This window comes from Chryseobacterium paridis (assembly GCF_016595215.1).
In the GTDB taxonomy this organism is placed as follows: Bacteria; Bacteroidota; Bacteroidia; order Flavobacteriales; family Weeksellaceae; genus Chryseobacterium; species Chryseobacterium paridis.
The window spans coordinates 447,457-470,781 of record NZ_JAENHK010000001.1; the positions used below are offsets into that span (position 1 = coordinate 447,457).

A 23,325-nucleotide genomic window follows, 5' to 3' on the forward strand; every position below is an offset into this window, starting at 1 on the left:
TACGTTTATTTCGTTATTTTTTATTAATTCTATTTTACAGGCTTACTTCCCATGACAAATTTTAATTCTCCTCCGTTCATGATATCGCTGTGATTGATTTCCCAACTTTTAAACTCTTTACCATTTAAAAACATTTTCTGAACATAGATATTTTTATCAGATATTTTGTCTGCAATCACGGTGAATGTTTTTCCATTTTCAAGTTTCAAAGAAGCTTTTGGAAATTGTGGTGCTCCAATCGCATAGACAGGCTTACCTGGAGTAACCGGATAAAATCCTAATGAAGAGAAAATATACCATGCCGACATTTGTCCACAGTCTTCATTGTTCACAATTCCATCAGGTTTTGCAGCATACATATTATCGCGGATAAATTTGATCATTTTCTGCGTTTTGTATGGTGCTCCGGCATAATTGTAAAGATAAGGAACATGATGTCCCGGTTCGTCTCCAAATCCAAGAGATCCAATAAATCCAGAAATATCCACATGCTGTTCACCTTCCATTTTAAGCGCTTCTGTAAATGTTTTATCTAGTTTTTCTTCAAAGCCTTTTTTCCCGCCATACAGATTCATCATTTCATCGATCTGGTGAGGAGCAAAGAAGTCATATGCCCAAATATTTCCTGAAACCCAATGTGGCTGAAGCTTTTTCCAATCGTTTAGAGGAAAATCCGGTAGAAACTGTCCATTTTTTTGTTTAGGCCAGAAGTGATTATTTTCTTTATTGAAAGTATTAAGGAAGTTCATGGAGCGTTTTTTATAGACCTCAGCATCTTCTTTTTTACCTAATTTTTCAGCCAGTTGCTGGATACACCAGTCATCATAAGCATATTCCAGTGTCGCAGAAACAGAAGCTCCATTTTCTGATGGGGAATAGCCCAGTTTAATATAATCATTGAGGCCTCCTCCGCCATCACTGCTACTCATTTTATCTGTTAATGAAGCGTCTTTCATGGCATCAAATGCTTTTTCCTGATCGATTCCAGGAACTCCTTTAGAAATTGCATCCCATATAACAGAAACACTGTGATACCCGAGCATACAGAAGTTGTCATATCCACACAGCTCCCATATTGGCATATGATCTTTACGATCTGTATACCTGCTGATCAGAGAATTTGCAAATTCTTTTGTATGCTTCTGATCCATAATGGTAAGCAACGGATGTGTTGCTCTAAAGCCATCCCAATATGAATAGGTACTGTAATTGGTAAACCATTTCGTATTCATATTTTCCTGAGCCGCCACATAATCTCCATTGGTATCCATATAAAGATTCGGTGCAATGAAAGTATGGTAAACTCCGGTATAGAAGATTTTTCTCTGGTCATCAGTACCTCCTGTTATCTGAAATCTGTTGATAAGATCTCTCCATGTATTTTGAGCTGTTTCTTTAGCTTTAGCAAAATCAACATTCTTTGCTTCTGCATCAAAATTTTCCTGAGCTCCCTCTGTGCTAACCGGAGATAAAGAAACTTTTACTTCAATGCTTTCATTTTGTTCTGTAGAAAACCTCACAAAGGCTTTTGCATCTTTAGCAAGGGCAAATTTCTCATTGTCGTTTATTTTTCCTCCTGAATAAGTTCCATATGATTTAAAAGGTTTTGAAAACTCCATTACGAAATAAGCAAACCTTTTACCTCCCCAACCATTGCTGTAACAATATCCTGAAATTTTGTTTTTCCCTTCGATTCTTACCAGCGTGTGGTAAATATTTCCAAAGATCTTGTTGGTTGGATCAATGATGATGTTAGCTTCATCACTCTTTGGAAAAGTATATTTATGAAATCCTACTCTTGGAGAAGCCGTAAGTTCAGCTTTTATACCATAACTATCCAGCATTACGGAATAATATCCCGGCGATGCTGTTTCTTTTTCATGAGTAAATTTGGAACGATAACCGGTTTCAGGATTGTCTTCTGACCCTGGAACCATTTTTACTTTTCCGGTAGTCGGCATCACCAAAATATCTCCAAGATCTGCCCAGCCTGTTCCACTCAAGTGATTATGGCTGAATCCCATAATCGTTTTGCTGCTGTAGTGATAACCTGAACACCAGTCCCAGTCACCACTTTTGGTATTTTGATCCGGACTCAGCTGTATCATTCCGAAAGGCGTTGTAGCCCCGGGGAATGTATGACCATGTCCTCCCGTTCCGATAAATGGATCTACCCATGATAGAACATCACCTTTCGGTAATTGGGCATTACTGGTTTGAAAAAACAGAGCAACAAAAATATAGATAAACAGTTCTTTTTTCATAATAGAGAGATCTTGAACATTTTTAAGACAACACAAAAAAATGAAAATTTTATTTTAAAAGCGAGAAAATGACGCTTTTCATTACAATTTTAAGTCTATTTAATTTTAAAGAGAATTCTTTTTCATAAAATCAATGATTTCTGAAATATATCCAAAGGCAATGGAAACCACAGTATCTGCAGCACCATAATATACAGTCACTTTATCTCCTTCTGATAAAGCTGCACAAGGGAAAATCACATTCGGAACATCTCCTGTAAGCTCATACAATTCTGCCGGAGCCAATAAATAAGGTTTTGTTCTGTACAATACTTTTGATGGATCTTCAAGGTCAAGCAATGCAGCTCCCATTGAATATCTGAAACCGTTACATGTGTTGATTACCCCATGATAGAAAAGTAACCATCCTTCCTCAGTTTTTATAGGAACAGGACCTCCTCCAATCTTTGTACACTGCCATGCACTGTCTTCAAAAGGAGCTACTTTCATCACACAACGATGCTCTCCCCAGTATTTCATATCGGGACTGTAACTGATATAGATATCACCAAAAGGCGTATGTCCGTTATCACTTGGACGGCTCAACATGGCATATTTCCCATCAATCTTTTCAGGGAAAAGAACTCCATTTCTGTTAAAAGGCAGAAAAGCATTTTCACACTGGAAAAATTCTTTGAAGTCAAACGTATAACCAATCCCAATTGTAGGACCATTATATCCATTACACCAAGTGATCCAGTAACGATCTTCTATAAACGCAACTCGAGGATCATACTTATAATCGGATTCAATCATTTCGGTGTTACCAGCCTGCATTTCAATAGGATCATGATTGATATCCCAATGAACACCATCTTTACTAAAGCCTGCAAAAATATTCATTTGCACCGCTTTATTATCACATCTGAAAACGCCTGCGAACCCATCTTCAAAAGGGACTACAGCACTATTAAATATACTGTTTGATGTAGGAATTGCATATCTGTTGATGATTGGGTTTTCGGAGAAACGCCACATAATATCGTGACTATCTACCGGACGATCCTGCCAAGGGATCATTGCTGATTGAGGTGTCATAAAGTATTTTTTACTTTTATTTAAATTATTATAATAAGTGAATTATTCTTCTTTTTGCTTTTCCGGATGCGGAAAAGGTGCTATTAAAGTGACCAAAAATGCAGGGATCGTAGCAATCAGAACCCAGATGAAAAACATTTTGTATCCTATCCAGTCGCTGATCATCCCACTGAACATTCCAGGGATCATCACCCCAAGATTCATAATACCCGTTGCAAATGCATAGTGAGCCGTTTTATGTTTACCAGGTGCTATCTGCTGCATCATGTACAACATAAGTCCAACGAAGCCAAATCCATAACCAAAGTACTCTACCACAACGGCAATACTTACCGGAAGAAGAGTGTCCGGCTGATAATGGGCTAATAAAGCATATACCACAAATGGAATATTGAATGCACAACATAACCAGATCAATGACTTTTTTAATCCTCGTGCAGAAATAAAATATCCGGCTAATACAGATCCCAAAATAAAAGCTGCTGAGCCGTAAGTCCCATAAATAAGTCCAATATCGGAAGTAGATAATCCTAAACCTCCCGAAGCTCTGGGAGCTTTGAAAAATAAAGGTGCAATCTTAATCGCAAATCCTTCTGCAAAACGATACAGGATAATGAACAATACAGACCAGAGAATATTTCGTTTGGTAAAAAAAGAAGTGATCACTTCCAGAAGTTCCTTGCGAACATTTCCAGCAGTTTTTTCATTTTTCTGCTTTTCCGATTTGTTTTCTTTTGGTAAAATAGAATAATGATAAATAGCCAGAACAAAAAATAGAAATGCATAGACTCCCATTATGATCATCCAGGCGTGGGTAACTCCTTTTGTTTTTTCGAGAACTCCGGCAAAATAAACCAACACTCCACTGCTGATAATTTTAGCCAGGTTATAAAATGCGCCTTGCCATCCGATGTACTTTGCCTGCTCCTTGTTGGTCAAAAAATTGATATAAGTACCATCCGCAGCAATATCATGAGTTGCTCCACAAAATGCTACAACAGCAAAAAGAGCAATACTGTATTTAAAAAAATTGGGCATAGGAAGACTTAATGCAATCAAAGCAAACAGAATTCCTATAGCAAACTGGGTAAAAACGACAAAGAATTTCTTCGTTTTATAGATCTCAAGAAAAGGACTCCAAAGAGGTTTCAGGGTCCAGGAAAACAAAATGAGAGCCGTCCAAAAAGCAATCTTTGAATCCGAAACTCCCATGTCTTTATACATAATCCCGGAAACCGCATTAATCGTCACAAAGGGTACCCCCATTGCAAAATATAACGTTGAAATCCACAGAATAGGCTGTATTGAACGGGTTCCGGAAATGTTTTTTCCCATGTTAAATTATAGATGATAAAGAAAGAGGACATCTCAAAAGTTCTATTCCGGCATAAACGAAACATTGTGAGAAATAAAAAATACTGTAGATTTTTACACCGAAATGAAAAATATCAATTCATATCTGTCATTTGAGACGGCCTCTGTACTTTTAAATTATTGAATTAAAATTAAGGTTTTTTATCCCACCATAGTTTTGTTCCTCCTGTGTCCGCTCCACCTAAATATTGTAAAGCCTGAGGATAATTAAATAGTGAATTCTTAGTATCTACAGTGAACGGAATTCTGCGGATCATCGCATCTGTACTGATCAATCCACCACTATCATTCTGTCTCACTTTGAAAAGAATAGGATACCCTGTTCTTCTTTGTTCTGCCCAAGCTTCCGGGCCATTCGGATAAAGAGACAACCACTTTTGAGTAATAATTCTTTCCAATTTTCTTTCATTAGAATCGGCATTGTTCCATGCAATAGTAATAGTACTCAGCTCAGGATGTCCTACCCCGATATTGTTAGCTGCATTTTTTGGATCCACATATGGAGCTTCTGTATCTGTTGTGTTGGCCAGGTATGTAGCAACGCTTGCACTTTTTCCCCACTCTCCAAATGAGCGTTGAACCCCTGCTTCATAATCTGCCTTGATCTCTCCTGCTCCTGTATAACCTCTCAACGCAGCTTCTGCTTTCAGGAACCAGGTTTCGGCAGCCGTGAACAGCTTCATTTTACCGTCTGTAGCTGAGAAATAATCTCCGTTAGCTGATTTTGCCTGTGGCTGAGAAAACCCTCCATAGGTCGATTTTCCATTTAGTAAATCAATTCCTTGACGGATTCCAATATATTTACCATTGATAAGGGGATTACTATCTGTTGCAGGAATCGCATAGGCAGGAAGCCTAGGATCATTGTATCCGTTCATATAAGCCATCAATGGTGCTCCTATAAGGCAATCTCCCCAAGAATAGATGATAAAGCTCAATTCGGACTGACCAACACTGATCAAAGCATTATCATCATTTTCACTAATTAATCCTGCAGGTGATGCAAGCGCTTCTTCTGCATATTGTTTAGATTTAGCAGGATCGGCATAACTCATACGCATCGCCAATCTCAGTTTAAGCGAGTTAGCTAATTTTGCCCACTTTGCCATGTTCCCCTGATATACAAGATCTGCTTTTTTCAATGCAGATTTATCTTCAACATTTTGTGTCGCTGGGCTAGTCTGTACCGTTTGTAGGTCATTAATAGCTGCCGTAAGATCTATAATAAATTGATTATATGCATTTTGCTGAGAATCAAAATCTGTTGTACCATTCGCATTTGGTGTATCATATTTACTGTACACCACTGGACCATGGTTATCAGAGACTCTCGCAGCAGTAATAACCCTCAATATTTTTTTAACTGCAAATGTCCCTTTAAAATTTATACCTGGATAGATTTTCTCTGCAGCATTATCCATGTTGATAGAATAATTGAAAATATCCTGTTGTCTGGCAATAATTCTGTTATTCCATCCATCCATCATATAATAGGTCATATTATTTTTTCCCCCATTAAATTGTGATGCTGTACTAAACATACCACTGAACATATCAGCGCTCAAATTAGGATACAGCTGATAATCTGCTTGAAGTCCTCTTTGCATAGATACCAAAGGGTCTACAACTAGTTTAAAGTCAGCATAAAAATTTTCAGGGCCTCCTAATTTTTCCTGATTATATTGATCAAGTTCACTGGTACATCCGGAAGCAGAAGCCAATACTATCGCACCTAGTACCCATGTTTTTATATTAATGATTTTCATTTTCGTATTGTAAAATTAGAAGTTAGCTTTTAATGATAATCCAATAGAGCGGGTGATTGGTAATCCAAAAGAATCTACTCCCACCCCACCAGGTGTATTTCCTGACACCTGTTCAGGATCAAACGGAGCCTTTTTGTAGAAGAAAAACAAATTGGTTCCTACAAGACTTAGCGTTGCACTTTTCATATATTTTGAATTTACATCAAAAGTATATGAGACTGATGCCTGACGTAAACGTACTGTTGTAGCGCTATACATGTAGGCTTCATCAATCCCTGTATTATTTTCAATCCCTCCTACTGCTTTATAATATGCTTTTGGATCAGTTTTCCCATTATAGGCTTGCCCTGCATTAGGTGTTCCCGGTGCATATACTGAATTTGGAATAGATACCCCGCCTGCATCACGAGCATTCGCAGAATTCTGGCTCACACCATATACATCATTTGCTTTTTCAGTAAGGGATAATACCTGTCCTCCAAATTTCCCATCAACAAGGAAGGAGATACCTAATTTACCAATATTAAAGCTATTATTGAAGCCCAAAATAAATTTAGGATTTGGGTTTCCTAAGTAGCCAAGACTTCCTGTAGTTGCTAACGGAATACCATCTTTATCTACTAAAATGCGTCCTTGCTCATCTCTTTGATATTTAATTCCATAAATATCCCCAAATGATCCCCCTAATTTCATTTTTGTATAGTTTCCTCCTCCTGTTAATGAAAACAGTTGATCCTGTGGAATATTCAGACTTGAAGGAAATAGCTCAACGATCTTATTCTTGTTCACAGATCCATTTAATGTAGCTGTCCAGTCAAATTTCCCTGTGTTGAACACCTTATATGACAATGAAGATTCAAAACCTGTATTCTGTATCTTTCCAGCATTGATGTAGTATGAACCTGTAGGAATACCACCTAAATTGGAAGAGATCAATGTTTCTAACAATTGATTAGTCGCATTAGAATCATAATAAGTAAAATCAAAATTAAGTCTGTTTCTAAGTAATCTTAATTCTGTACCTGCTTCAAAAGTCTTATTCAACTCAGGCTTTGGAAACAAATCTTTATAACGTGGATCAGTAACAAATGAACTCTTAGGATAAACAATTGTCCCGGCATCTACTCCAAAAGAATATCCTTTATTATATTCCAACATAGCGTTCGAAATGTTCGGTGGAAGTCCTAGTCCAACCGTAGCATAAGAAGCTCTTACTTTCCAGAAATTAATGACTTCTGGAAGTTTAAAGACTGATGATAATATAGCATTTGCTCCTATTGATTCGTAATCAAACCCTTTTCTGCCGGTTAAAGCCAAAGTTGAATCCCAATCGTTTCTGAATGTCATATCCAGATACAACATGTTTTTATATCCAACGGACGCACTGGCAAAAAATGATTGTACCTGTTTTTTTAAATTATAGTAAATATAATGATACCCATCTCCTGGAGCTCTGTTTCCTGGCCACAAAAGGTTATTTAATGAAAATAAATTGGGTGTTACAAGACTGGCATTATCAATTTGGGTTACTTTATTTCTTGTTGTGTTAATACTTCCTCCTACTGTAAAGTCTAAAGAAATATCCTCACTCAATTTTGGACTACCAACCAATAAAACATCTCCATAAGTAGAAGAATTTTCATATGTATTTCTAAGCAATCTGCCATTAGTGCCATTGACTAGTAATGCTGGATCAGAGTAGGCAGAAATCCCTCTCTGACTATCTGATATGCTCCAACTATAATTTCCGCGTACTCTTGCTGTCAACCACGGATTGATCTGATAAGATAAAGCAACTGCACTGTATGTATTTTTGTTATTTACTGTAACTTTGTCCCTATTCAATATCCAATATGGATTCTGTGTAGCCGGATTCCCTTTAAATGATCCGTCTGGCTTTACCTCCCACCAATTTTGTGCTGGAAGTAAACGATTTTTATCAATGTACGAATAATTATCTGGTCCATACTGATCAAAATCTACCCCTCTTGGTAGCCAGTATAAACCTGTTAAAGGAGAAAAGGAAACTCCTGGAGATTGTCTGTTTACACTGTTCTGTATAGAACCAATAAAGTTAGCATCTAATGTCAACTTATCATCCAGAAATTTACTGGAGTTTCTGAAAGAGACATTATATTGATCAAAATAAGACAGTGGAACAACACCTTTATTGGTTGTATTTCCAAGAGAGAAATAATTCGTTGACTTTTCATTTCCTGATTGAAAAGAAAGGCTATTGACCCAAGTTGTTCCATTTTGCAAAAAGTCTTTCAGATAATCTTTAGAAGAACCTTTTGCTCCCCAGCTCTGTACAGAGGCTCCTGGAGCATCACCTGATACAGAAGGATCATAAGAGAGATAGCTATGTTGCAACTTGGGAAGACTATATGCCTGCTCTACACTAAAGCTGGAAGTGTAACTGATAGAACTTCTACCCGCTCTTCCTTTTTTTGTTGTAATCAATATTGCACCATTACCCCCTGCAGAACCATACAATGCCGAAGCTGAAGCTCCCTTAAGAAAATTCATGCTTTCGATATCATCTGGATTGATGGAACTTAATACATCACCTGCATCTGGCATACTTGAGTACTGACTTATTTCAGGTGCTTTTCCTGCATCATTAATAATCGGAATACCATCGATCACATACAACGGTTGGCTATTGGATACAGATTTATTTCCCCTCATCACTACCCTTACGGAACTCCCTACACCATTGGTTCTATTGATCTGCACATTGGAAACTTTTCCGTTAATGGAATTTAAAAGATTGGGAGTCTTTACCGCCGTCAGCTCATCTCCGCCAATTTGCTGGCTTGAATAGGTAAGTGAGCGTGCTTGTTTTTTGATCCCCAAAGATGTCACAACAACCTCTTCAATATCGGCTGTTTTAGTTGAATCGGCAGGCTTTTTTACTTGTGCATATCCAAACACAGAAAAAGCTAATAAAACCGGTATAGCAGTTTTTCTCATAGGTAGATTAAATAGTGTTTAATTTTAGAATCAAAAGTCTACTTTGAAACTCGTTTTACTTATAAAGCAAATTGACTTTTATTTTGCTTACCATTTATGTATCATAAATACTAAACATTTAAAGTTTCGTTAAAATTTAATTCATATTGACAAATCTAATTTTTGTGCACAATTAGATATAATACTATTTTGTCATAAAACGATATTATTTTTTCTAACGTTTTCTCAACGACCTTTTTTTACGCTGAAATACAGGGTTTTATATCAGTTTTCACAATTCATCATTTTGCTTATTTTCAATGATTTTTATAAGCAAATAGTGATTTATGTTCAATTTTTCTTATTATTCCTGTCAATTTAAGACGTAAAAAAAGAAAATCCGGACACCAAATCCGGACTCTAGAATATAAAACTCTTTTAAAATAAAAATATCATTCTATTTTCTTTACTCCCTTGAATTGTTCTCTGAATTCTGTTGGTGTTGTTTTTTTGATTGATTTAAAAACTTTATTAAAATTGGCGATGTTATTAAAACCCGCTTCAAAAGCAATTTCAGAAATCGTAAGATTTTTCTCCATCAGCCAGCGGGCTGCATAGCTGATTCTTATATCATTCAGGTAATTCACAAAAGTTTTCCCCGTTCTTTTTTTGATAAATCTGTTAAATGTCACATTACTCATATTGACCAATGAGGCCGCTCCTTCCAGTGTTATTTTATTTTCAAAGTTTTTATGGACAAAATCGTGGATAATTTTCATTTTATCACTATCTACAAACGTCTCAAGCTCAATACTGTAAGAAGATAATAAGGTCTTATTTTCAGCAGTCGCTAATTCATTAAGAATTTTCATGATCTCTATGAAAGACTCAAAACTATTCATCTTCGATAAATTAAGAAACGATTCTTTCAGTTTTTCAGCTGTTTCCTTTGAGAACATAATTCCTCTGATAGATTCTTTGATCAGGTTGTTGATGGGTTTTAGAATATTTTTCTGCATCATGGACTGATTAAAAAAGTCCTGATTGAATTGAACTACGATCTCATAAGTCTTCTTGTTTTTGCATCTATAGTTAGCCCAGCAATGCGGAAGATTGGGTCCCACCAACACCAATTCTATATCACCAATCTCTCCTGTATGGTCACCTACCATCCGGCGGTAGCCTTTTCCCTTGTAGATAAAATTGATTTCAATTTCAGGATGATAATGATAGGGGAAATCAAAAGATGTTTTTATCCTGTCAAATACAAGAAAACTATCTTCCGGAGATAGCGGAGTTATTTCTCTTAAAATATTTTCTAAGCTGCTCATGTATTTTACAGTAATTAAATCATTGAATTGGAGTCACTATATGAAAATTCAAGGTTGTAATCCTTATACCCAGTTGTCCTTATAATTAGAATGACTAAAGTACGTTTATTTTTATAAAAGATTAGGATCGGCTTCTTTGATCCAGATTCACTACATCTTTTAGTTCATAAATAAAGCCGTATCACAAGGTGTAGAAACGGCTTTATTTTAGCAAAAGCTATTATTTTTATTTTTTATTTAGTAGCTTTAAGCTTGATATCATTTCCTTATAATATTTATAATCTAATTTTTTATCAAAATTAAAACCATAAGCCCCATATCCGCCTGCCTTGTCCTGATATTTTGAAGAGCTGTAATATTCTTTTAACCTCAAAGGTCCCTGGCTAGTGCTACTGTTGGAATATGAAGATTCAAAATCGGCGGAAATTAGGAATATATTTTTCTTTGGGAAACCAGCCTGCAAGTAGCCATCGATTTTGCCATCTGTGTCTGCTTCACTTCCCCAATAATCTTGAATATAAATAAGATCAATTTTAGCAAGTGTTTCTTTTGACAGCTTCAATTCCGAGAATCCTGCATTGGTATCAATAATCAACAATTTTCCCGACATTGACTTGGGTCCAAAATATTTAGCAAAAGCCTGAACATAGAGGTCCCAATCTCCGTCATTAAAGCCAACGTCTGTATACCCCGGCTCAAGGTCCAAATCTACTCCATCAATTCCCCATTTATTTAATGAATCAGAAACTTTTTTAGCGTAGGCATTGTAATCTTCAGTCGTGTTTTTAAATTTTATGGTTTTCCTTTCATCTTTATAATTCTCAAAAATCTCATTACCAAATTGTGTCTGAACAACAATTGTCCCTCTGGCCTTAAGGAATTGAACGTCATTAATAATCTCAGTCAGTGTTTTAGCATCTTCTCCTGTAGCTCCCGGAGCCCTGTCACCTCGCTTCAAATTACTTAATCCTAAAAAGCGATGGAAGAGATTAACAATATCCACCCCTTCCGGAATATCTCTTAAATTATAATAATCAGGTACCATTCCCCCTCTTGTCAATCCATTAAAATACCCTGTTACCTTAAATTTTTTACCATTAATCACTTCAATCGGAGTGGTTTCGTTTGGGGTTGTTTCGTCATCATTACAAGATATAAAACTGAGATTTATTAGAATTAGTAATACACTTAAAAAAGAAATTCTTGTTTGTTTTTTCATCTTTACATTTTTTATTTGGTTTTTTAACACATCAATAAATAGAGCTTTAATTTCTTGCACATTGCATTCAATACATAAGAAATATTTAAATTATTGTTAAGATTAAATTCATATTAACAAATCTAAATTTTGCAGAGAAACAGATATAATACTATTTTATCATTAAATAGTACTATTTTTCACACCCTTTATAAAAATCTATAAAACAAATACTTACACATCTCAACCACATCTTACATAGTTCATTTACCTTTCTTCTTATTAAAAGCCTATTCATTTTAAATTAAAATTCTATTTCATTGATTTAACATCTTCAAACCAGGCTTTTTTGTACCTTTAGTTTTAAAGTTTATCAATGCTGCCACAAAGTTTTATTTTTGAAGACCCCTATAAGAAATTTGGATTCAACATTTTCACTCAGGAAAATCTAAATACACTTAAAGAAAATAAATTTCATTCTGAAATTAAAATCTTCTTTGTTCCTTCAGGATATGAATTGAGCGTGGATTTCAATCATTATAAAACAGAAGTTCCTACTTTATTTTTTCTTACCAATCAATATTTAGATGTAAAAAAAGGAGGCATAGATGAGTCTGTTCTTCTGTACTATAACAGGGATTTTTACTGTATTCAGATTCATGATAAAGAAGTAGCCTGTGATGGACTTCTTTTCCATAATATTTTTGAAATTCCAAAAGTAGAGTTGGATTCAGATGAAGCCACGATCATCAAAAGTTTATTGCACAATATAAAGGATGAGCTGGAATGGAAACAATCTTCCAATGAAGAAATGATCAGAACTTATCTCAAACAGATCATCATTCATTCGACAAGAAAATGGAAAAAACAAAATCTGGAAACTGATGTCGTTAATATTCCTAATAACGAACTGGATGTTTTCAGGGATTTTAGCAGAAATCTTGAAATTCATTTCCGAGAAAAACACAATGTTGTGGATTATGCTGAAATTCTTCGTATCGCTCCAAAGACACTCACTCATAAATTCAAGCATTTAAATCTTGAATCTCCCAACCAGCTGATCATTAATAGAATTTTATTAGAAGCAAAAAGACTTTTATTTTATACTGATAAGCCTGTAAAGGAAATCGCTTACGATCTGGGATATGAAGATCCGGCCTACTTTAATAGATTATTTACGAATAAGGTCGGAAGCACTCCTGCAAATTTCAAAAAAAATTATTCTTCGGGAAAAAAGTACAATATTTAGTACTTTTTATCTATTGAAATCGATTCACATACGATATACCTTTGTCATATCAAAAATCAATTTAAATATTAACTCAATAACAAAACATTATGAAACGTAACGCAACAGCCGTTTGGAACGGTACCATCAAAGAAGGAAAAGGAAGCTTAACAACACAAAGCACCACATTAAATGAAACTCAGTATTCTTTCAACAGCAGATTTGCTGATGGTGTAGGAACAAATCCTGAGGAACTTTTAGCAGCTGCTCATGCAGGATGTTTTACCATGAAATTAAGCGCAGAATTATCACAGGCGGGTTTTACTCCTGAAGAACTGAAAACAACTTCTGTTATTACTCTTGACCCGAGCATTGGGAAAATTACCAAATCAGAACTGACATTAACAGCAAAAGTTCCTGGTCTTTCAGAGGAAGATTTTCAAAAGTATGCTAAAATAGCAGAAGAAGGATGTCCTGTAAGTGCAGCTTTCAATTTTGAAATTACATTGAATGCGACTTTAGCTTAAAACAACCTTACTATTATAACCAATTAACAACCTAAAAAATCAATTATTATGTCACTACCAATTCAACCAGCAGAAAACGATCCTCAAATTTTAAAAGACATCCGTGCTTTTCTTAAGGATCTTAACAGTGGAGGTGGAAAACCAATTGAAGAAATGTCTCCTGAAGATGCAAGACAAGTTCTTGTAGGAGCGCAAGAATCAGTAAGTTTTGATTATTCAGATATTGAAGAATCTGAAAGAATGATTACACAAGATGGGCTTACAGTAAATATCCATATTGTAAAACCTAAAGGAGCACAAGATCATCTTCCGGTATTTATGTTTTTCCATGGTGGCGGATGGGTTTTAGGAGATTTTCCTACTCATAAAAGATTAGTAAGAGACCTAGTTGTAAAAAGTGGTGCGATAGCTGTATTCCCTGACTACACTCCATCACCGGATGCTCAGTACCCAACTGCGATCAATCAGGCATATGCCGCCACAAAGTGGGTTGCTGAAAATGGAAAAGAAATCGGTGTTGATGGTTCAAAACTAGCCGTTGTTGGAAATAGCGTCGGTGGAAATATGGCAGCAGTAGTTGCATTGATGGCAAAAGATAAAAATGGACCCAAGCTTCAATATCAAATCTTATTATGGCCGGTTACTGATTCTGACTTTACCAGAGATTCTTATGAAAAATATGGACAGGAAAGATTCTTAACAGCTCCATTAATGAAATGGATGTGGGATAATTATACTACAGATCTTGAAAAAAGAAAGGAAAAATATGCTTCTCCTATTCAGGCATCACTTGAAGAATTAAAAGGATTACCCCCTGCATTACTTCATGTTGCTGAAAATGATATCCTTCATGATGAAGGAGTGGCATACGGAAGAAAGCTTGATGAAGCAGGAGTTGCTACAACACTGGCAGTTTACAAAGGATTCATCCATGATTATGGACTACTAAACCCTATAGCTCATGTTCCGGCAATTCAGGAATCCATCACTCATGCTGCTTCTACGATAAAAGAAGCTCTGTTTAAATAAATTACATTAAGTCTGGGTGATCAATTACTCAGACTTAGTTTTTAACCTAAATATACCATTTGGTATATTTTTGTATATTTGCATATAATTTCATAATCATGTCAAAAGCAGAAAAGACCAAACAGTTTATCATTGAGACTACTGCTCCCTTATTTAATAAGAAGGGCTATCTCTCAACGACACTTTCGGACATTACGGAAGCGACAGGATTAACAAAAGGTAGTATTTACGGTAATTTTGAAAACAAAGATGAAGTGGCACTTGCAGCTTACAAATACAATGCAACATTACTGACTAAAAGTATGGCCAGATCTTTGGGAGAAGACTTTCCTTCTGCTACAGATAAATTAAAAGCTTTTGTCAATTTTTACCGCAAAAGCTGGAAAGCTGTTTTTTTAAATGGAGGATGTCCTTTAATGAATGCCGCCACTGAAGCAGATGATACTTTTCCTATACTTAAAAAACAGGTAACCCTATCTTTTGAAGGCTGGATCAAAAAAATTTCAACAACAATTATTGAAGGTCAGCAAAATGGAGAACTGAATAAAAAAGCCAATGCTAACGAAATAGCATCTTTATTCATTATGCTGACGGAAGGTGGAATTTTACTTTCAAAAACGACAGGTGATGAAAGTTTTCTGAACCTTGCTTTGGACAGAATACTGTCAATTATTGATCAGGAACTCAACATTATTCCATCATAAATTTTATCATATGGAAACAAAAAAAGTGGCTATAGTAGGATACAACAGAATTCCTTTTGCCAGAATGAATACCGCATATTCCGATGCCGGAAATCAGGATTTGCTGGTCTCGGCTTTAAATGGATTAATAGATCGTTACCACCTGAAAGGAAAACTTCTTGGCGAAGTTGCTGGCGGAGCTGTAATCAAACACATATCCGAAAGCAACCTCATCAGAGAAACGGTAATGAATACTTCTCTCGATCCAGCAACGCCTGCGTGTGATCTGCAACAAGCTTGTGACACGGGAATTGAAGCAGCGATTTATATCGGAAATAAAATAGCGCTGGGACAGATAGAAAGTGGAATCGCCTGTGGTGTAGAAGCTATGAGCAATATCCCTTTTGAATCTTCCGCTAGACTACGAAAAGCTCTTCTAAAAGCTAATAAAGAAAAATCAGCTTTTGGAAAATTAAAATACCTCTTAAGCCCATCCCTAAAAGACTGGATGCCTATTCCGTATAAAGGACAAGAGCCTAAAACAGGCTTGGTAATGGGTGAACATACAGAAATCACCGCTAAATATTATCAGATATCCCGTGAAGATCAGGATGAATTAGCTTTTAAAAGTCATAAAAATATGGCAAAAGCTTATGATGAAGGATTTTTCAATGATATGATCACACCTGCATTTGGTCTAGAGAAAGATAATAATCTTCGTCTTGATACTACGCTGGAAAAATTAGCTCAACTAAAACCAGCATTCGATAAACAAAACGGCACACTGACTGCAGGAAACTCTACTCCTTTTACAGATGGAGCCTCTGCAGTCTTACTAGCCAGTGAGGAATGGGCTAAAGCCAATAATTTGCCCATCTTAGCATATATCACTTTCTCAGAAATAGCCGGGATAGAATATGTCGAGAACAGACAAAATTTACTTCTCGCCCCTGTGTTTGCCGCTGATAGAATGCTGAAAAAAGCAGGAATGAATCTTGAAGACTTTGATTATTATGAAATCCATGAAGCGTTTGCAGCACAGGTTTTAGCAACTATTAAAATCTGGGAAAATGATGACCTCGCTAAAAAGTTTGGTCTTGAAAAAGCTTTAGGTAAAATTGACAGGAGCAAGCTGAATGTAAAAGGAGGAAGCCTTGCAGCTGCCCATCCATTTGCAGCAACAGGTGGACGAATTATAGCTACTCTGGCCAAACTTTTAAATGAAAAAGGAAGCGGAAAAGGCTTTATTTCTATTTGTGCCGCCAGAGGACAGGGAGTCACCATGATTTTAGAAAAATAAGAATTGCAATATGGATCGATTAGAACAGTTAAAACAGTTTATTGGAAAAGAATTTGATCAGTCTCCTTCACCATTTATGAAATGGCTGAATCCCATTGTTCTTTCTGTAGAAGAAGGAAAGCTGGAGTTCCAATATACTGTACGGCCAGAGTGGCTGAACCCTATTGGTAATCTTCATGGCGGAGTAACTGCAGCTATTGTGGACGACATCATTGGAGCCACCATGTTTTCATTAAACGAAAATTCTTTCATAACAACGATAAATAATGTCATCGATTATTTTTCAACTGCGAAAGAAAATGATAATATTGTAGCCGAAACTATAATCATTAAAAGAGGGAAGCAATTTGTAAATGCCCAATGCGAAATATGGAACGCAGATAAAACAAGATTAATTGCTAGAGGAACCTCTAATTTATTTAAAATCAATAACTAGGTATGAAAAGAGTTGTCATTACAGGAATGGGTGCAGTCACACCCTTAGGAAACAATGTCGAAGATTTCTGGCAAAACAGTATTAATGGAGTGAGCGGAGCGGCTTTGATCAAACATTTCAATGCAGAGAAATTTAAAGTTCATTTTGCATGTGAAGTAAAAGATTTTGACCCTAAAACACATTTAACTCATAATGAAATAAAAAGAAGTGATCTTTTCACACAGTACGCAATGTATGCATCTGCAGAAGCGATCCAGGATTCAGGATTAGATCTTGAAAATATGGATCCTTTTGATACTGGTGTGATCTGGGGAACAGGACAAGGAGGTATGCTAACTTTTGAAAATGAAGTCGCAGAATATTATACTGGCGATGGAACGCCTCGTTTTAACCCGTTCTTTGTTCCAAAATTCATTGCAAATATGGCTTCCGGGATGATTTCCATGAAATATGGACTTCAGGGAATTAATTACACGACAGTTTCTGCATGTGCTACAGGGAATACAGCCTTAATGGATGCTTTTAATTATATCCGCTTAGGGAAGGCAAAAGTCATTATCAGTGGTGGTTCCGAAGCAGGTATTACTCCGGCTTCTGTAGGCGGGTTCTCTACTATGAAAGCGATGTCTACCAGAAATGATGATTTTGCAACAGCAAGCCGTCCTTATGATGCTGACAGGGATGGATTCGTCATCGGAGAAGGTGCAGGATCTTTAGTTCTTGAGGAATATGAGCACGCAAAAAGCAGAGGAGCAAAAATTTATGCAGAATTAGTAGGTGCAGCAATGACTGCGGATGCCTATCATATGACTGCTCCGCATCCGGAAGGTACCGGTGCTATCAAAGCCATGCAACTTGCTCTTCAGGAAGCGGGGATCAATACAGAAGACATTGACTATATTAATCCTCATGCTACTTCAACTCCTATGGGAGACATCGTGGAATTAAAAGCAATCAATAGTCTGTTCAAAGGAAGCAAAAAACTTGACATCAGTGGAACAAAGTCGATGACGGGACATTTATTAGGTGCAGCTGGCGCAGCGGAGGCTATTCTTTCTATAAAAGCGATTCAGAATGGGATTATCCCACCAACAATCAATTTGCACAATATTGATCCGAACATTCCTAAAGATGTTAATATCGTGTTCAATGAGGCTAAAGAGAAAAATATTACTTATGCTTTAAGTAATGCTTTTGGATTTGGAGGACATAATGCGACCTTAATCTTTAAGAAGTTTAGCTAAAGAATTAGTTAATCGCGAAGGCGCTAATTTTTTTAATCTAACGTTTTTAAGGCGCAAGGTTTTTATCTCCGATAAAAATATTTTTTCCAAGAATTTAAAACATTGAAAATCTTTGATTTTCTTGCGCCTTAAAAATTACTTCAAATAAAAATTTCTTTGCGGCTTTGCGATTAACCAACCTATTAACAATTACAAATAATAAAAGCAGTCAAAATTGACTGCTTTTCTATTTTATTCGGATTCAGGAATAAAAAAATCATCTGCTTCCTCTTCAATTGGAATATAAAGCCTCTCCCACTGATCTCCTTCTATTATTTCCCAACTATGCCCAACACCATCTGTATCCTCTGCTACTAAAATTATTCCCGGTTCAATTAGAAATGTGGAACCATCACTAACTTTAAATAAAATATTTCCTTTTAATGTTACCACATACTGTCTCCTCGGAGCCGGATGTGTATTTTTTTCCCATTCTTCTGTTATCGTACTTATCCAAAAAGTAGTTGTGTTCATGGATTTCAAAGTAGGTATTTTACCTTTTTCGAACCTGCTCGTTCCATCAGAATTACTGAGTAACCTAAAAGCTGGAACAAACTCACTTGTACTTTTCATACGAACTTTTACTTTTATTGATGGATCGCCTTTATGGCAATACCCTTCTTAAGCCTTTAACCATTCTGAAGAAGAAAGATAATTCTGATCAGGATAATAAATGAACAGGCAATTTCTTCCTTTTATAGTATTAATGATCGGAGCTGTAAGATCTTTAGGAATTGCCGGACATCCCCAGCTTCTTCCTATTCTTTTATGCATTGCTGCAAACTCTTCACTTACATAATTCGCTCCATGCATTACGATTGCTCTTTTATAAGCTGCATCATTAAATCCCTTGTCCATTCCCAGCAATCTTAAAGAATATCCGTTATCTCCATTATAAGTAGCATCTGTGATATAGAATCCCATACTACTCTGAAGTGAGCTTTCAGTATTTGAAAAATTGGTTGCAAATTCTTCTCCCGTATTCTTTCCGTGAGCAACCAGGGAGTTAAATAAAACTTTCTTTTCTTGTGTATCAATTACCCACAGTCTATTGGTATTGGAAGACATAGAAAAATCACAAACTGTTAATAAATGCGAATCCTGGCTTAGTAATCCCGCTTTTTTTAAATTTTCAAAACCTGTTACAGCTTTTAAAAATACTTCTTCATTCAGTTCATGTCCAGGTTCAAATGTAATTGATTTATATAATGCTTCTGATGAAGATACAGCCTTTACTGCCTTCTCAGATTTCGTGTCGGATAATCTTTCAATTTTTTCTGTGCTTATGGTTTCACTTCTCAAATTTCCTTTCTCCGGGGAAATGTAAAATGAAGTGGTAACCATATACGCAAAGCCTAACAGGCTATATAATCCTTTCATTCAATAACTATGTAAAAATAAATTAGTGGGGCAAAATTATAAAAACATAGCCACCCGAAGGTTAAAATCAATCTAAGTTTAACGCTATTTAAGAAACTTTAACGTCCTGATTCTGTGAATTAAACGACTTATTTTCATAAGTTCTAACCGAATACCTGACATACGAAATTCATACGATTCTGTAGTTACTATGGGCTTTAAGCTGTCATCGAAAACATGTCTTAGTGGGAATTATATCCTTGAAAAAATAGCCAAATTCTTCATATCCGTAAGTCATCCCTTTCTTTTAAGAAATTTATTCGTTATCAAATAATTAGTTTAAGTCAATTATAGAAATTCTAATGACTATCAGAAATATCTGTCTGATTATACATCTCTTCAAGTTTTTCCCAATATGCTTTGTTTATAGGCTCATATAAAACATAAATGCATTTGATGGCAAAAATATCCAGTTGACTTCTGCTTCCAATCCAGTTCATGATATTTTTAGCTAATCTTTTTCCATCAAATCCTGCCCATTCTCCGGCGGGAATTAAAAGATTGGAAAATAGCACAGGGAAAACTTCATATTGATCTATCTTTTTTATTTCTTCAAAAGTAAAGGGACTTTTAACTAAGATTCGGATAACATACTGAAAATCTGAATCCTGAAGCTCTGTATCCAGATATAATTCTGACAATGCTTCCCAGACTAATTTCCGTTCATCAAGATACTGCAGCCCCTCCATAGAAATCTAAACTATAGAATCAGAAACGAATTCCAGACTTACTGAATTCATGCAATACCTCAATCCTGTAGGCTTTGGTCCGTCATCGAAAACATGTCCCAAATGGGAGTCACATCGTTTACAAAGAACCTCTACCCGTTCCATTCCGTAGGCTGTATCTCTTTTATAATAAACCCCTTCTTTATCCGCTTCAAAGAAACTTGGCCAACCACAACTACTCGCAAATTTTGATGTGGAACGAAACAGGTGATTTCCACAGACGGCACAATAATAGTCCCCTATTTCATCAAATTCATTATATTTTCCAGTAAAGGCCCTTTCTGTAGCTGCTTCTCTTGACACAGCATACAAATCCGGAGGTAGAATCTTTTTCCATTCTTCGTTGGATACATCCAATTTTGTGGTATCTGTTCGTGAGTAGTATGGATTGTTTTTTGCATGGTTTTCCATAGATGTAATTTTGATAGGTTGATGATTCTGCGAACATGATTGCAGAAAATGATTAGTATGATTGAAATTAAAATTTCATAATCAAATTTACTAAATTTGACTATATGAACGATGAAGCCAAAAGAAAACAATTAAGAAAATATAAAGCGTTTGCTACAGGATTATTTGTGTTAATGGTGATTATTTTTATCATTACCACTATTCTCCAGAAAACAAATACTTCTCACTGGATCGGTTATGTCCGGGCATTCTCTGAAGCAGCTATGGTAGGTGCTTTAGCGGATTGGTTTGCCGTGACTGCCTTATTCCGTCATCCTCTCGGGCTACCCATTCCACATACCAATTTAATTGAAAACAGCAAGGAAAGATTGGGAGATAACCTTGGGAGTTTTGTAGTGACGAATTTTCTCTCACCCCAAAATATACGCCCCTACATTCAGAAACTTAAAATATCAAATTTCGTAGGCGAATGGTTGGTAAAGGAAAAGAATCAGGAAATTTTAATTAAAAACCTTTCAGACATTGTTCTGGACATTCTCAATAAACTGGATGATTCTGTGGTAAGTGATTTTATCAGTAAGAAAGTCTCTGAAATGACGAACGGAATTAAGTTTAATGTTATTATCGGAAATGGAATTAATTATCTTTTGGATAAAAATGATCATCAGAGAATCATTACCAATCTTTCAAAGCAGATCAAAGATTATATTATCGAGAATGATGAAATGATTGAAGAACGGGTAAAAAAAGGAAGCTATTCTTTCATCCCATCTTTTGTTGATAATAAAATTGCCGAAAAAATTGCTAGCGGCCTGTCAGATTTTTTCAAAGAAGTGGAAGAAGATCCGCAACATGAGATACGATCTTTAATTACAAAAAAGATTTATGAATTTTCATTGGACTTAAAAGAAGATCCAAAATGGGAAGGAGAATTTGACAACATTAAAAATGGTCTGCTAAAAAATGATAAGCTGAATGAATATTCTAATGACATTTGGGCCTCCATCAAAAACACGCTCACCAAAGAACTACAGGAGGATCATTCTTCATTAAAAAATTATATTTCTAAAAATTTAAATGAATTCTCCCAGAATCTAAAAACCGATGAAAAGCTTCAAAATAAAATAGATCATTGGGTACGTGTCACTGCTTATAAATATATTCTGAAAAACACCCATCAATTTGGAAACCTCATCAGCTCTACTGTAGGTAATTGGAAAGGTAAAGAGCTCAGCGAGAAAATGGAGCTGGAAGTTGGAAAAGATCTTCAGTTTATTCGCGTAAATGGTACACTTGTAGGAGGATTGGTCGGTTTGATTATTTATACAATTGCCAACTTCTTTATATGATAAAAAACTAAAAACTAACCATCCACCAATCATGAAAAAACTCATTCTACTATTCCTGTGCTCAACAGGCTTTCTTTGTCTCGCTCAACATGTTGAATTAAAAAACAGTATCGATTCATCACAAATCTTCAAAGGAGAAGTTGCAAACATTCCAATTACTATTCAGCTGCGTTACACCGGAATCGTGGATTGTAACCAATACCAACATTTTGTAGACGGATGGTACTATTACGACAAGTATCAGAAAAAAATCCCTCTAACTGGTATTTACGATCATGGAAGTTTATATCTGTATCATTTTGGAAACAAACAAAAACAGAACTCTAAAATACTTGGTGAGAAGATCACCTCACCCCGACTGATTGAGAAAACTGATAGTATTGCTAAAACGCTGAACCCTAAAGAAACCTTGACTTTTACAAACGACCATTCGGATCGTGAAATTTCAGGTTCTTTTATATTAGGAAGTAAAACACAACCAGCAAAGCTATTGACGAAAAATAGCATGATCTACAGATTTAATAATTACCTTACTCTTCCTAATAACAAGAAGATCAACACGTATGATTTTATAGATCGTTATGGTGGAAACAAATTATTATCTTACAGCTCAGATAAAACGGGAAACAGGGTTTTACTGTATTTTGAACATACTTCTAATTTTAATGCATGCGGAATGTGTGGTGCCAGCGAAGGAGAAAAGGGATACAGGGTTTTATATTTTACCAATGACTGGAATTATAAAAGACATGAAGATTTTCTTACAGAAAGCTGTATCAATAATATCTATGATACTACGGTCAGTAAAAATAAAGATCCGAAAATTTTAAAGTTTAGCATAAAGAAAACGACGACAAATCCTGCTTACACGCTCATTGTAGATGTCAATCATGCTTCGGTTGTAAAATCAAAATAAAAAAGAGAATGATTAAAACAGCGTAAAAACCCAATTTTGTCATTGACTTCG

The 23,325-nt window shown here is 35.7% G+C and carries 20 protein-coding genes; 9 read left to right on the top strand and 11 right to left on the bottom strand.

Features of this window, described 5'->3' with window-relative positions; all coding sequences use genetic code 11:
- Window positions 1-29 precede the first annotated feature (29 nt).
- The 7 genes from JHL15_RS02000 to JHL15_RS02030 form a co-directional block, all read right to left on the bottom strand.
- Window positions 30-2,264: a GH92 family glycosyl hydrolase gene (locus JHL15_RS02000; protein ID WP_200242173.1), complete on the bottom strand. Its 2,235-nt coding sequence runs from the start codon at window positions 2,262-2,264 to the stop codon at window positions 30-32.
- A 105-nt stretch (window positions 2,265-2,369) separates the two neighbouring features.
- Window positions 2,370-3,341 carry a glycoside hydrolase family 130 protein gene (locus JHL15_RS02005; RefSeq protein WP_200242175.1) on the bottom strand — a complete coding sequence of 324 codons (972 nt, stop codon included), beginning with the start codon at window positions 3,339-3,341 and terminating at the stop codon, window positions 2,370-2,372.
- A gap of 42 nt (window positions 3,342-3,383) precedes the next feature.
- Window positions 3,384-4,676 carry an MFS transporter gene (locus JHL15_RS02010; protein WP_200242178.1) on the bottom strand — a complete coding sequence of 431 codons (1,293 nt, stop codon included), beginning with the start codon at window positions 4,674-4,676 and terminating at the stop codon, window positions 3,384-3,386.
- Window positions 4,677-4,846: 170 nt separating this feature from the next.
- Window positions 4,847-6,481, bottom strand: a complete 1,635-nt coding sequence (locus JHL15_RS02015; RefSeq protein ID WP_200242181.1) for a SusD/RagB family nutrient-binding outer membrane lipoprotein — start codon at window positions 6,479-6,481, stop codon at window positions 4,847-4,849.
- Between the two features lie 15 nt (window positions 6,482-6,496).
- Complete coding sequence (locus JHL15_RS02020) at window positions 6,497-9,457, bottom strand: SusC/RagA family TonB-linked outer membrane protein (protein WP_200242184.1); 2,961 nt, start codon at window positions 9,455-9,457, stop codon at window positions 6,497-6,499.
- 431 nt (window positions 9,458-9,888) lie between these two features.
- Entirely contained in the window at window positions 9,889-10,767 is an 879-nt protein-coding gene (locus JHL15_RS02025; RefSeq protein WP_200242187.1) for an AraC family transcriptional regulator, read from the bottom strand.
- Between the two features lie 226 nt (window positions 10,768-10,993).
- Window positions 10,994-11,986: an EndoS/ChiA family endoglycosidase gene (locus JHL15_RS02030; protein ID WP_200242190.1), complete on the bottom strand. Its 993-nt coding sequence runs from the start codon at window positions 11,984-11,986 to the stop codon at window positions 10,994-10,996.
- Window positions 11,987-12,341: 355 nt separating this feature from the next.
- Between JHL15_RS02030 and JHL15_RS02035 the strand changes: the two genes are divergently transcribed.
- The 7 genes from JHL15_RS02035 to fabF all read left to right on the top strand — a co-directional run bounded on the left by JHL15_RS02035 (window position 12,342) and on the right by fabF (window position 18,412).
- On the top strand, window positions 12,342-13,214 hold the full coding sequence (locus tag JHL15_RS02035) for a helix-turn-helix domain-containing protein (RefSeq protein WP_200242194.1): 873 nt from the start codon (window positions 12,342-12,344) through the stop codon (window positions 13,212-13,214).
- Window positions 13,215-13,303: 89 nt separating this feature from the next.
- Entirely contained in the window at window positions 13,304-13,720 is a 417-nt protein-coding gene (locus JHL15_RS02040; protein WP_200242199.1) for an OsmC family protein, read from the top strand.
- A gap of 48 nt (window positions 13,721-13,768) precedes the next feature.
- Entirely contained in the window at window positions 13,769-14,749 is a 981-nt protein-coding gene (locus tag JHL15_RS02045) for an alpha/beta hydrolase (RefSeq protein WP_200242201.1), read from the top strand.
- A 98-nt stretch (window positions 14,750-14,847) separates the two neighbouring features.
- A complete protein-coding gene (locus tag JHL15_RS02050; RefSeq protein ID WP_200242203.1) occupies window positions 14,848-15,453 on the top strand; it encodes a TetR/AcrR family transcriptional regulator in 606 nt (201 codons plus the stop codon).
- A gap of 10 nt (window positions 15,454-15,463) precedes the next feature.
- On the top strand, window positions 15,464-16,732 hold the full coding sequence (locus JHL15_RS02055; RefSeq protein WP_200242204.1) for an acetyl-CoA C-acetyltransferase: 1,269 nt from the start codon (window positions 15,464-15,466) through the stop codon (window positions 16,730-16,732).
- A 10-nt stretch (window positions 16,733-16,742) separates the two neighbouring features.
- Entirely contained in the window at window positions 16,743-17,168 is a 426-nt protein-coding gene (locus JHL15_RS02060; RefSeq protein WP_200242206.1) for a PaaI family thioesterase, read from the top strand.
- A gap of 2 nt (window positions 17,169-17,170) precedes the next feature.
- Entirely contained in the window at window positions 17,171-18,412 is a 1,242-nt protein-coding gene (fabF, locus tag JHL15_RS02065; protein ID WP_200242207.1) for a beta-ketoacyl-ACP synthase II, read from the top strand.
- Between the two features lie 231 nt (window positions 18,413-18,643).
- Here fabF and JHL15_RS02070 read toward each other — a convergent pair whose 3' ends face one another.
- The 4 genes from JHL15_RS02070 to msrB all read right to left on the bottom strand — a co-directional run bounded on the left by JHL15_RS02070 (window position 18,644) and on the right by msrB (window position 21,009).
- A complete protein-coding gene (locus tag JHL15_RS02070; protein ID WP_200242209.1) occupies window positions 18,644-19,024 on the bottom strand; it encodes a cupin domain-containing protein in 381 nt (126 codons plus the stop codon).
- A gap of 48 nt (window positions 19,025-19,072) precedes the next feature.
- The gene (locus JHL15_RS02075) at window positions 19,073-19,831 is read right to left on the bottom strand and encodes a murein L,D-transpeptidase catalytic domain family protein (protein WP_200242210.1); all 759 of its coding nucleotides are present in this window, start codon (window positions 19,829-19,831) and stop codon (window positions 19,073-19,075) included.
- A gap of 338 nt (window positions 19,832-20,169) precedes the next feature.
- On the bottom strand, window positions 20,170-20,559 hold the full coding sequence (locus JHL15_RS02080) for a DUF7079 family protein (protein ID WP_200242213.1): 390 nt from the start codon (window positions 20,557-20,559) through the stop codon (window positions 20,170-20,172).
- 6 nt (window positions 20,560-20,565) lie between these two features.
- A complete protein-coding gene (gene msrB, locus JHL15_RS02085; protein ID WP_200242214.1) occupies window positions 20,566-21,009 on the bottom strand; it encodes a peptide-methionine (R)-S-oxide reductase MsrB in 444 nt (147 codons plus the stop codon).
- A gap of 104 nt (window positions 21,010-21,113) precedes the next feature.
- On the opposite strand from msrB, the gene JHL15_RS02090 reads away from it, so the two are divergent.
- Together JHL15_RS02090 and JHL15_RS02095 are read left to right on the top strand one after the other, a co-directional pair.
- Window positions 21,114-22,358 carry a DUF445 domain-containing protein gene (locus tag JHL15_RS02090; protein ID WP_200242216.1) on the top strand — a complete coding sequence of 415 codons (1,245 nt, stop codon included), beginning with the start codon at window positions 21,114-21,116 and terminating at the stop codon, window positions 22,356-22,358.
- Between the two features lie 31 nt (window positions 22,359-22,389).
- On the top strand, window positions 22,390-23,274 hold the full coding sequence (locus JHL15_RS02095) for a hypothetical protein (RefSeq protein WP_200242218.1): 885 nt from the start codon (window positions 22,390-22,392) through the stop codon (window positions 23,272-23,274).
- Window positions 23,275-23,325 lie beyond the last annotated feature (51 nt).

What these genes read in the sequence shown, in the direction of transcription:
- JHL15_RS02000 (WP_200242173.1), bottom strand. Translation starts at nt 2,264, where the DNA reads ATGAAAAAAGAACTGTTTATCTATATTTTTGTTGCTCTGTTTTTTCAA.
- JHL15_RS02005 (WP_200242175.1), bottom strand. Translation starts at nt 3,341, where the DNA reads ATGACACCTCAATCAGCAATGATCCCTTGGCAGGATCGTCCGGTAGAT.
- JHL15_RS02010 (WP_200242178.1), bottom strand. Translation starts at nt 4,676, where the DNA reads ATGGGAAAAAACATTTCCGGAACCCGTTCAATACAGCCTATTCTGTGG.
- JHL15_RS02015 (WP_200242181.1), bottom strand. Translation starts at nt 6,481, where the DNA reads ATGAAAATCATTAATATAAAAACATGGGTACTAGGTGCGATAGTATTG.
- JHL15_RS02020 (WP_200242184.1), bottom strand. Translation starts at nt 9,457, where the DNA reads ATGAGAAAAACTGCTATACCGGTTTTATTAGCTTTTTCTGTGTTTGGA.
- JHL15_RS02025 (WP_200242187.1), bottom strand. Translation starts at nt 10,767, where the DNA reads ATGAGCAGCTTAGAAAATATTTTAAGAGAAATAACTCCGCTATCTCCG.
- JHL15_RS02030 (WP_200242190.1), bottom strand. Translation starts at nt 11,986, where the DNA reads ATGAAAAAACAAACAAGAATTTCTTTTTTAAGTGTATTACTAATTCTA.
- JHL15_RS02035 (WP_200242194.1), top strand. Translation starts at nt 12,342, where the DNA reads ATGCTGCCACAAAGTTTTATTTTTGAAGACCCCTATAAGAAATTTGGA.
- JHL15_RS02040 (WP_200242199.1), top strand. Translation starts at nt 13,304, where the DNA reads ATGAAACGTAACGCAACAGCCGTTTGGAACGGTACCATCAAAGAAGGA.
- JHL15_RS02045 (WP_200242201.1), top strand. Translation starts at nt 13,769, where the DNA reads ATGTCACTACCAATTCAACCAGCAGAAAACGATCCTCAAATTTTAAAA.
- JHL15_RS02050 (WP_200242203.1), top strand. Translation starts at nt 14,848, where the DNA reads ATGTCAAAAGCAGAAAAGACCAAACAGTTTATCATTGAGACTACTGCT.
- JHL15_RS02055 (WP_200242204.1), top strand. Translation starts at nt 15,464, where the DNA reads ATGGAAACAAAAAAAGTGGCTATAGTAGGATACAACAGAATTCCTTTT.
- JHL15_RS02060 (WP_200242206.1), top strand. Translation starts at nt 16,743, where the DNA reads ATGGATCGATTAGAACAGTTAAAACAGTTTATTGGAAAAGAATTTGAT.
- fabF (WP_200242207.1), top strand. Translation starts at nt 17,171, where the DNA reads ATGAAAAGAGTTGTCATTACAGGAATGGGTGCAGTCACACCCTTAGGA.
- JHL15_RS02070 (WP_200242209.1), bottom strand. Translation starts at nt 19,024, where the DNA reads ATGAAAAGTACAAGTGAGTTTGTTCCAGCTTTTAGGTTACTCAGTAAT.
- JHL15_RS02075 (WP_200242210.1), bottom strand. Translation starts at nt 19,831, where the DNA reads ATGAAAGGATTATATAGCCTGTTAGGCTTTGCGTATATGGTTACCACT.
- JHL15_RS02080 (WP_200242213.1), bottom strand. Translation starts at nt 20,559, where the DNA reads ATGGAGGGGCTGCAGTATCTTGATGAACGGAAATTAGTCTGGGAAGCA.
- msrB (WP_200242214.1), bottom strand. Translation starts at nt 21,009, where the DNA reads ATGGAAAACCATGCAAAAAACAATCCATACTACTCACGAACAGATACC.
- JHL15_RS02090 (WP_200242216.1), top strand. Translation starts at nt 21,114, where the DNA reads ATGAACGATGAAGCCAAAAGAAAACAATTAAGAAAATATAAAGCGTTT.
- JHL15_RS02095 (WP_200242218.1), top strand. Translation starts at nt 22,390, where the DNA reads ATGAAAAAACTCATTCTACTATTCCTGTGCTCAACAGGCTTTCTTTGT.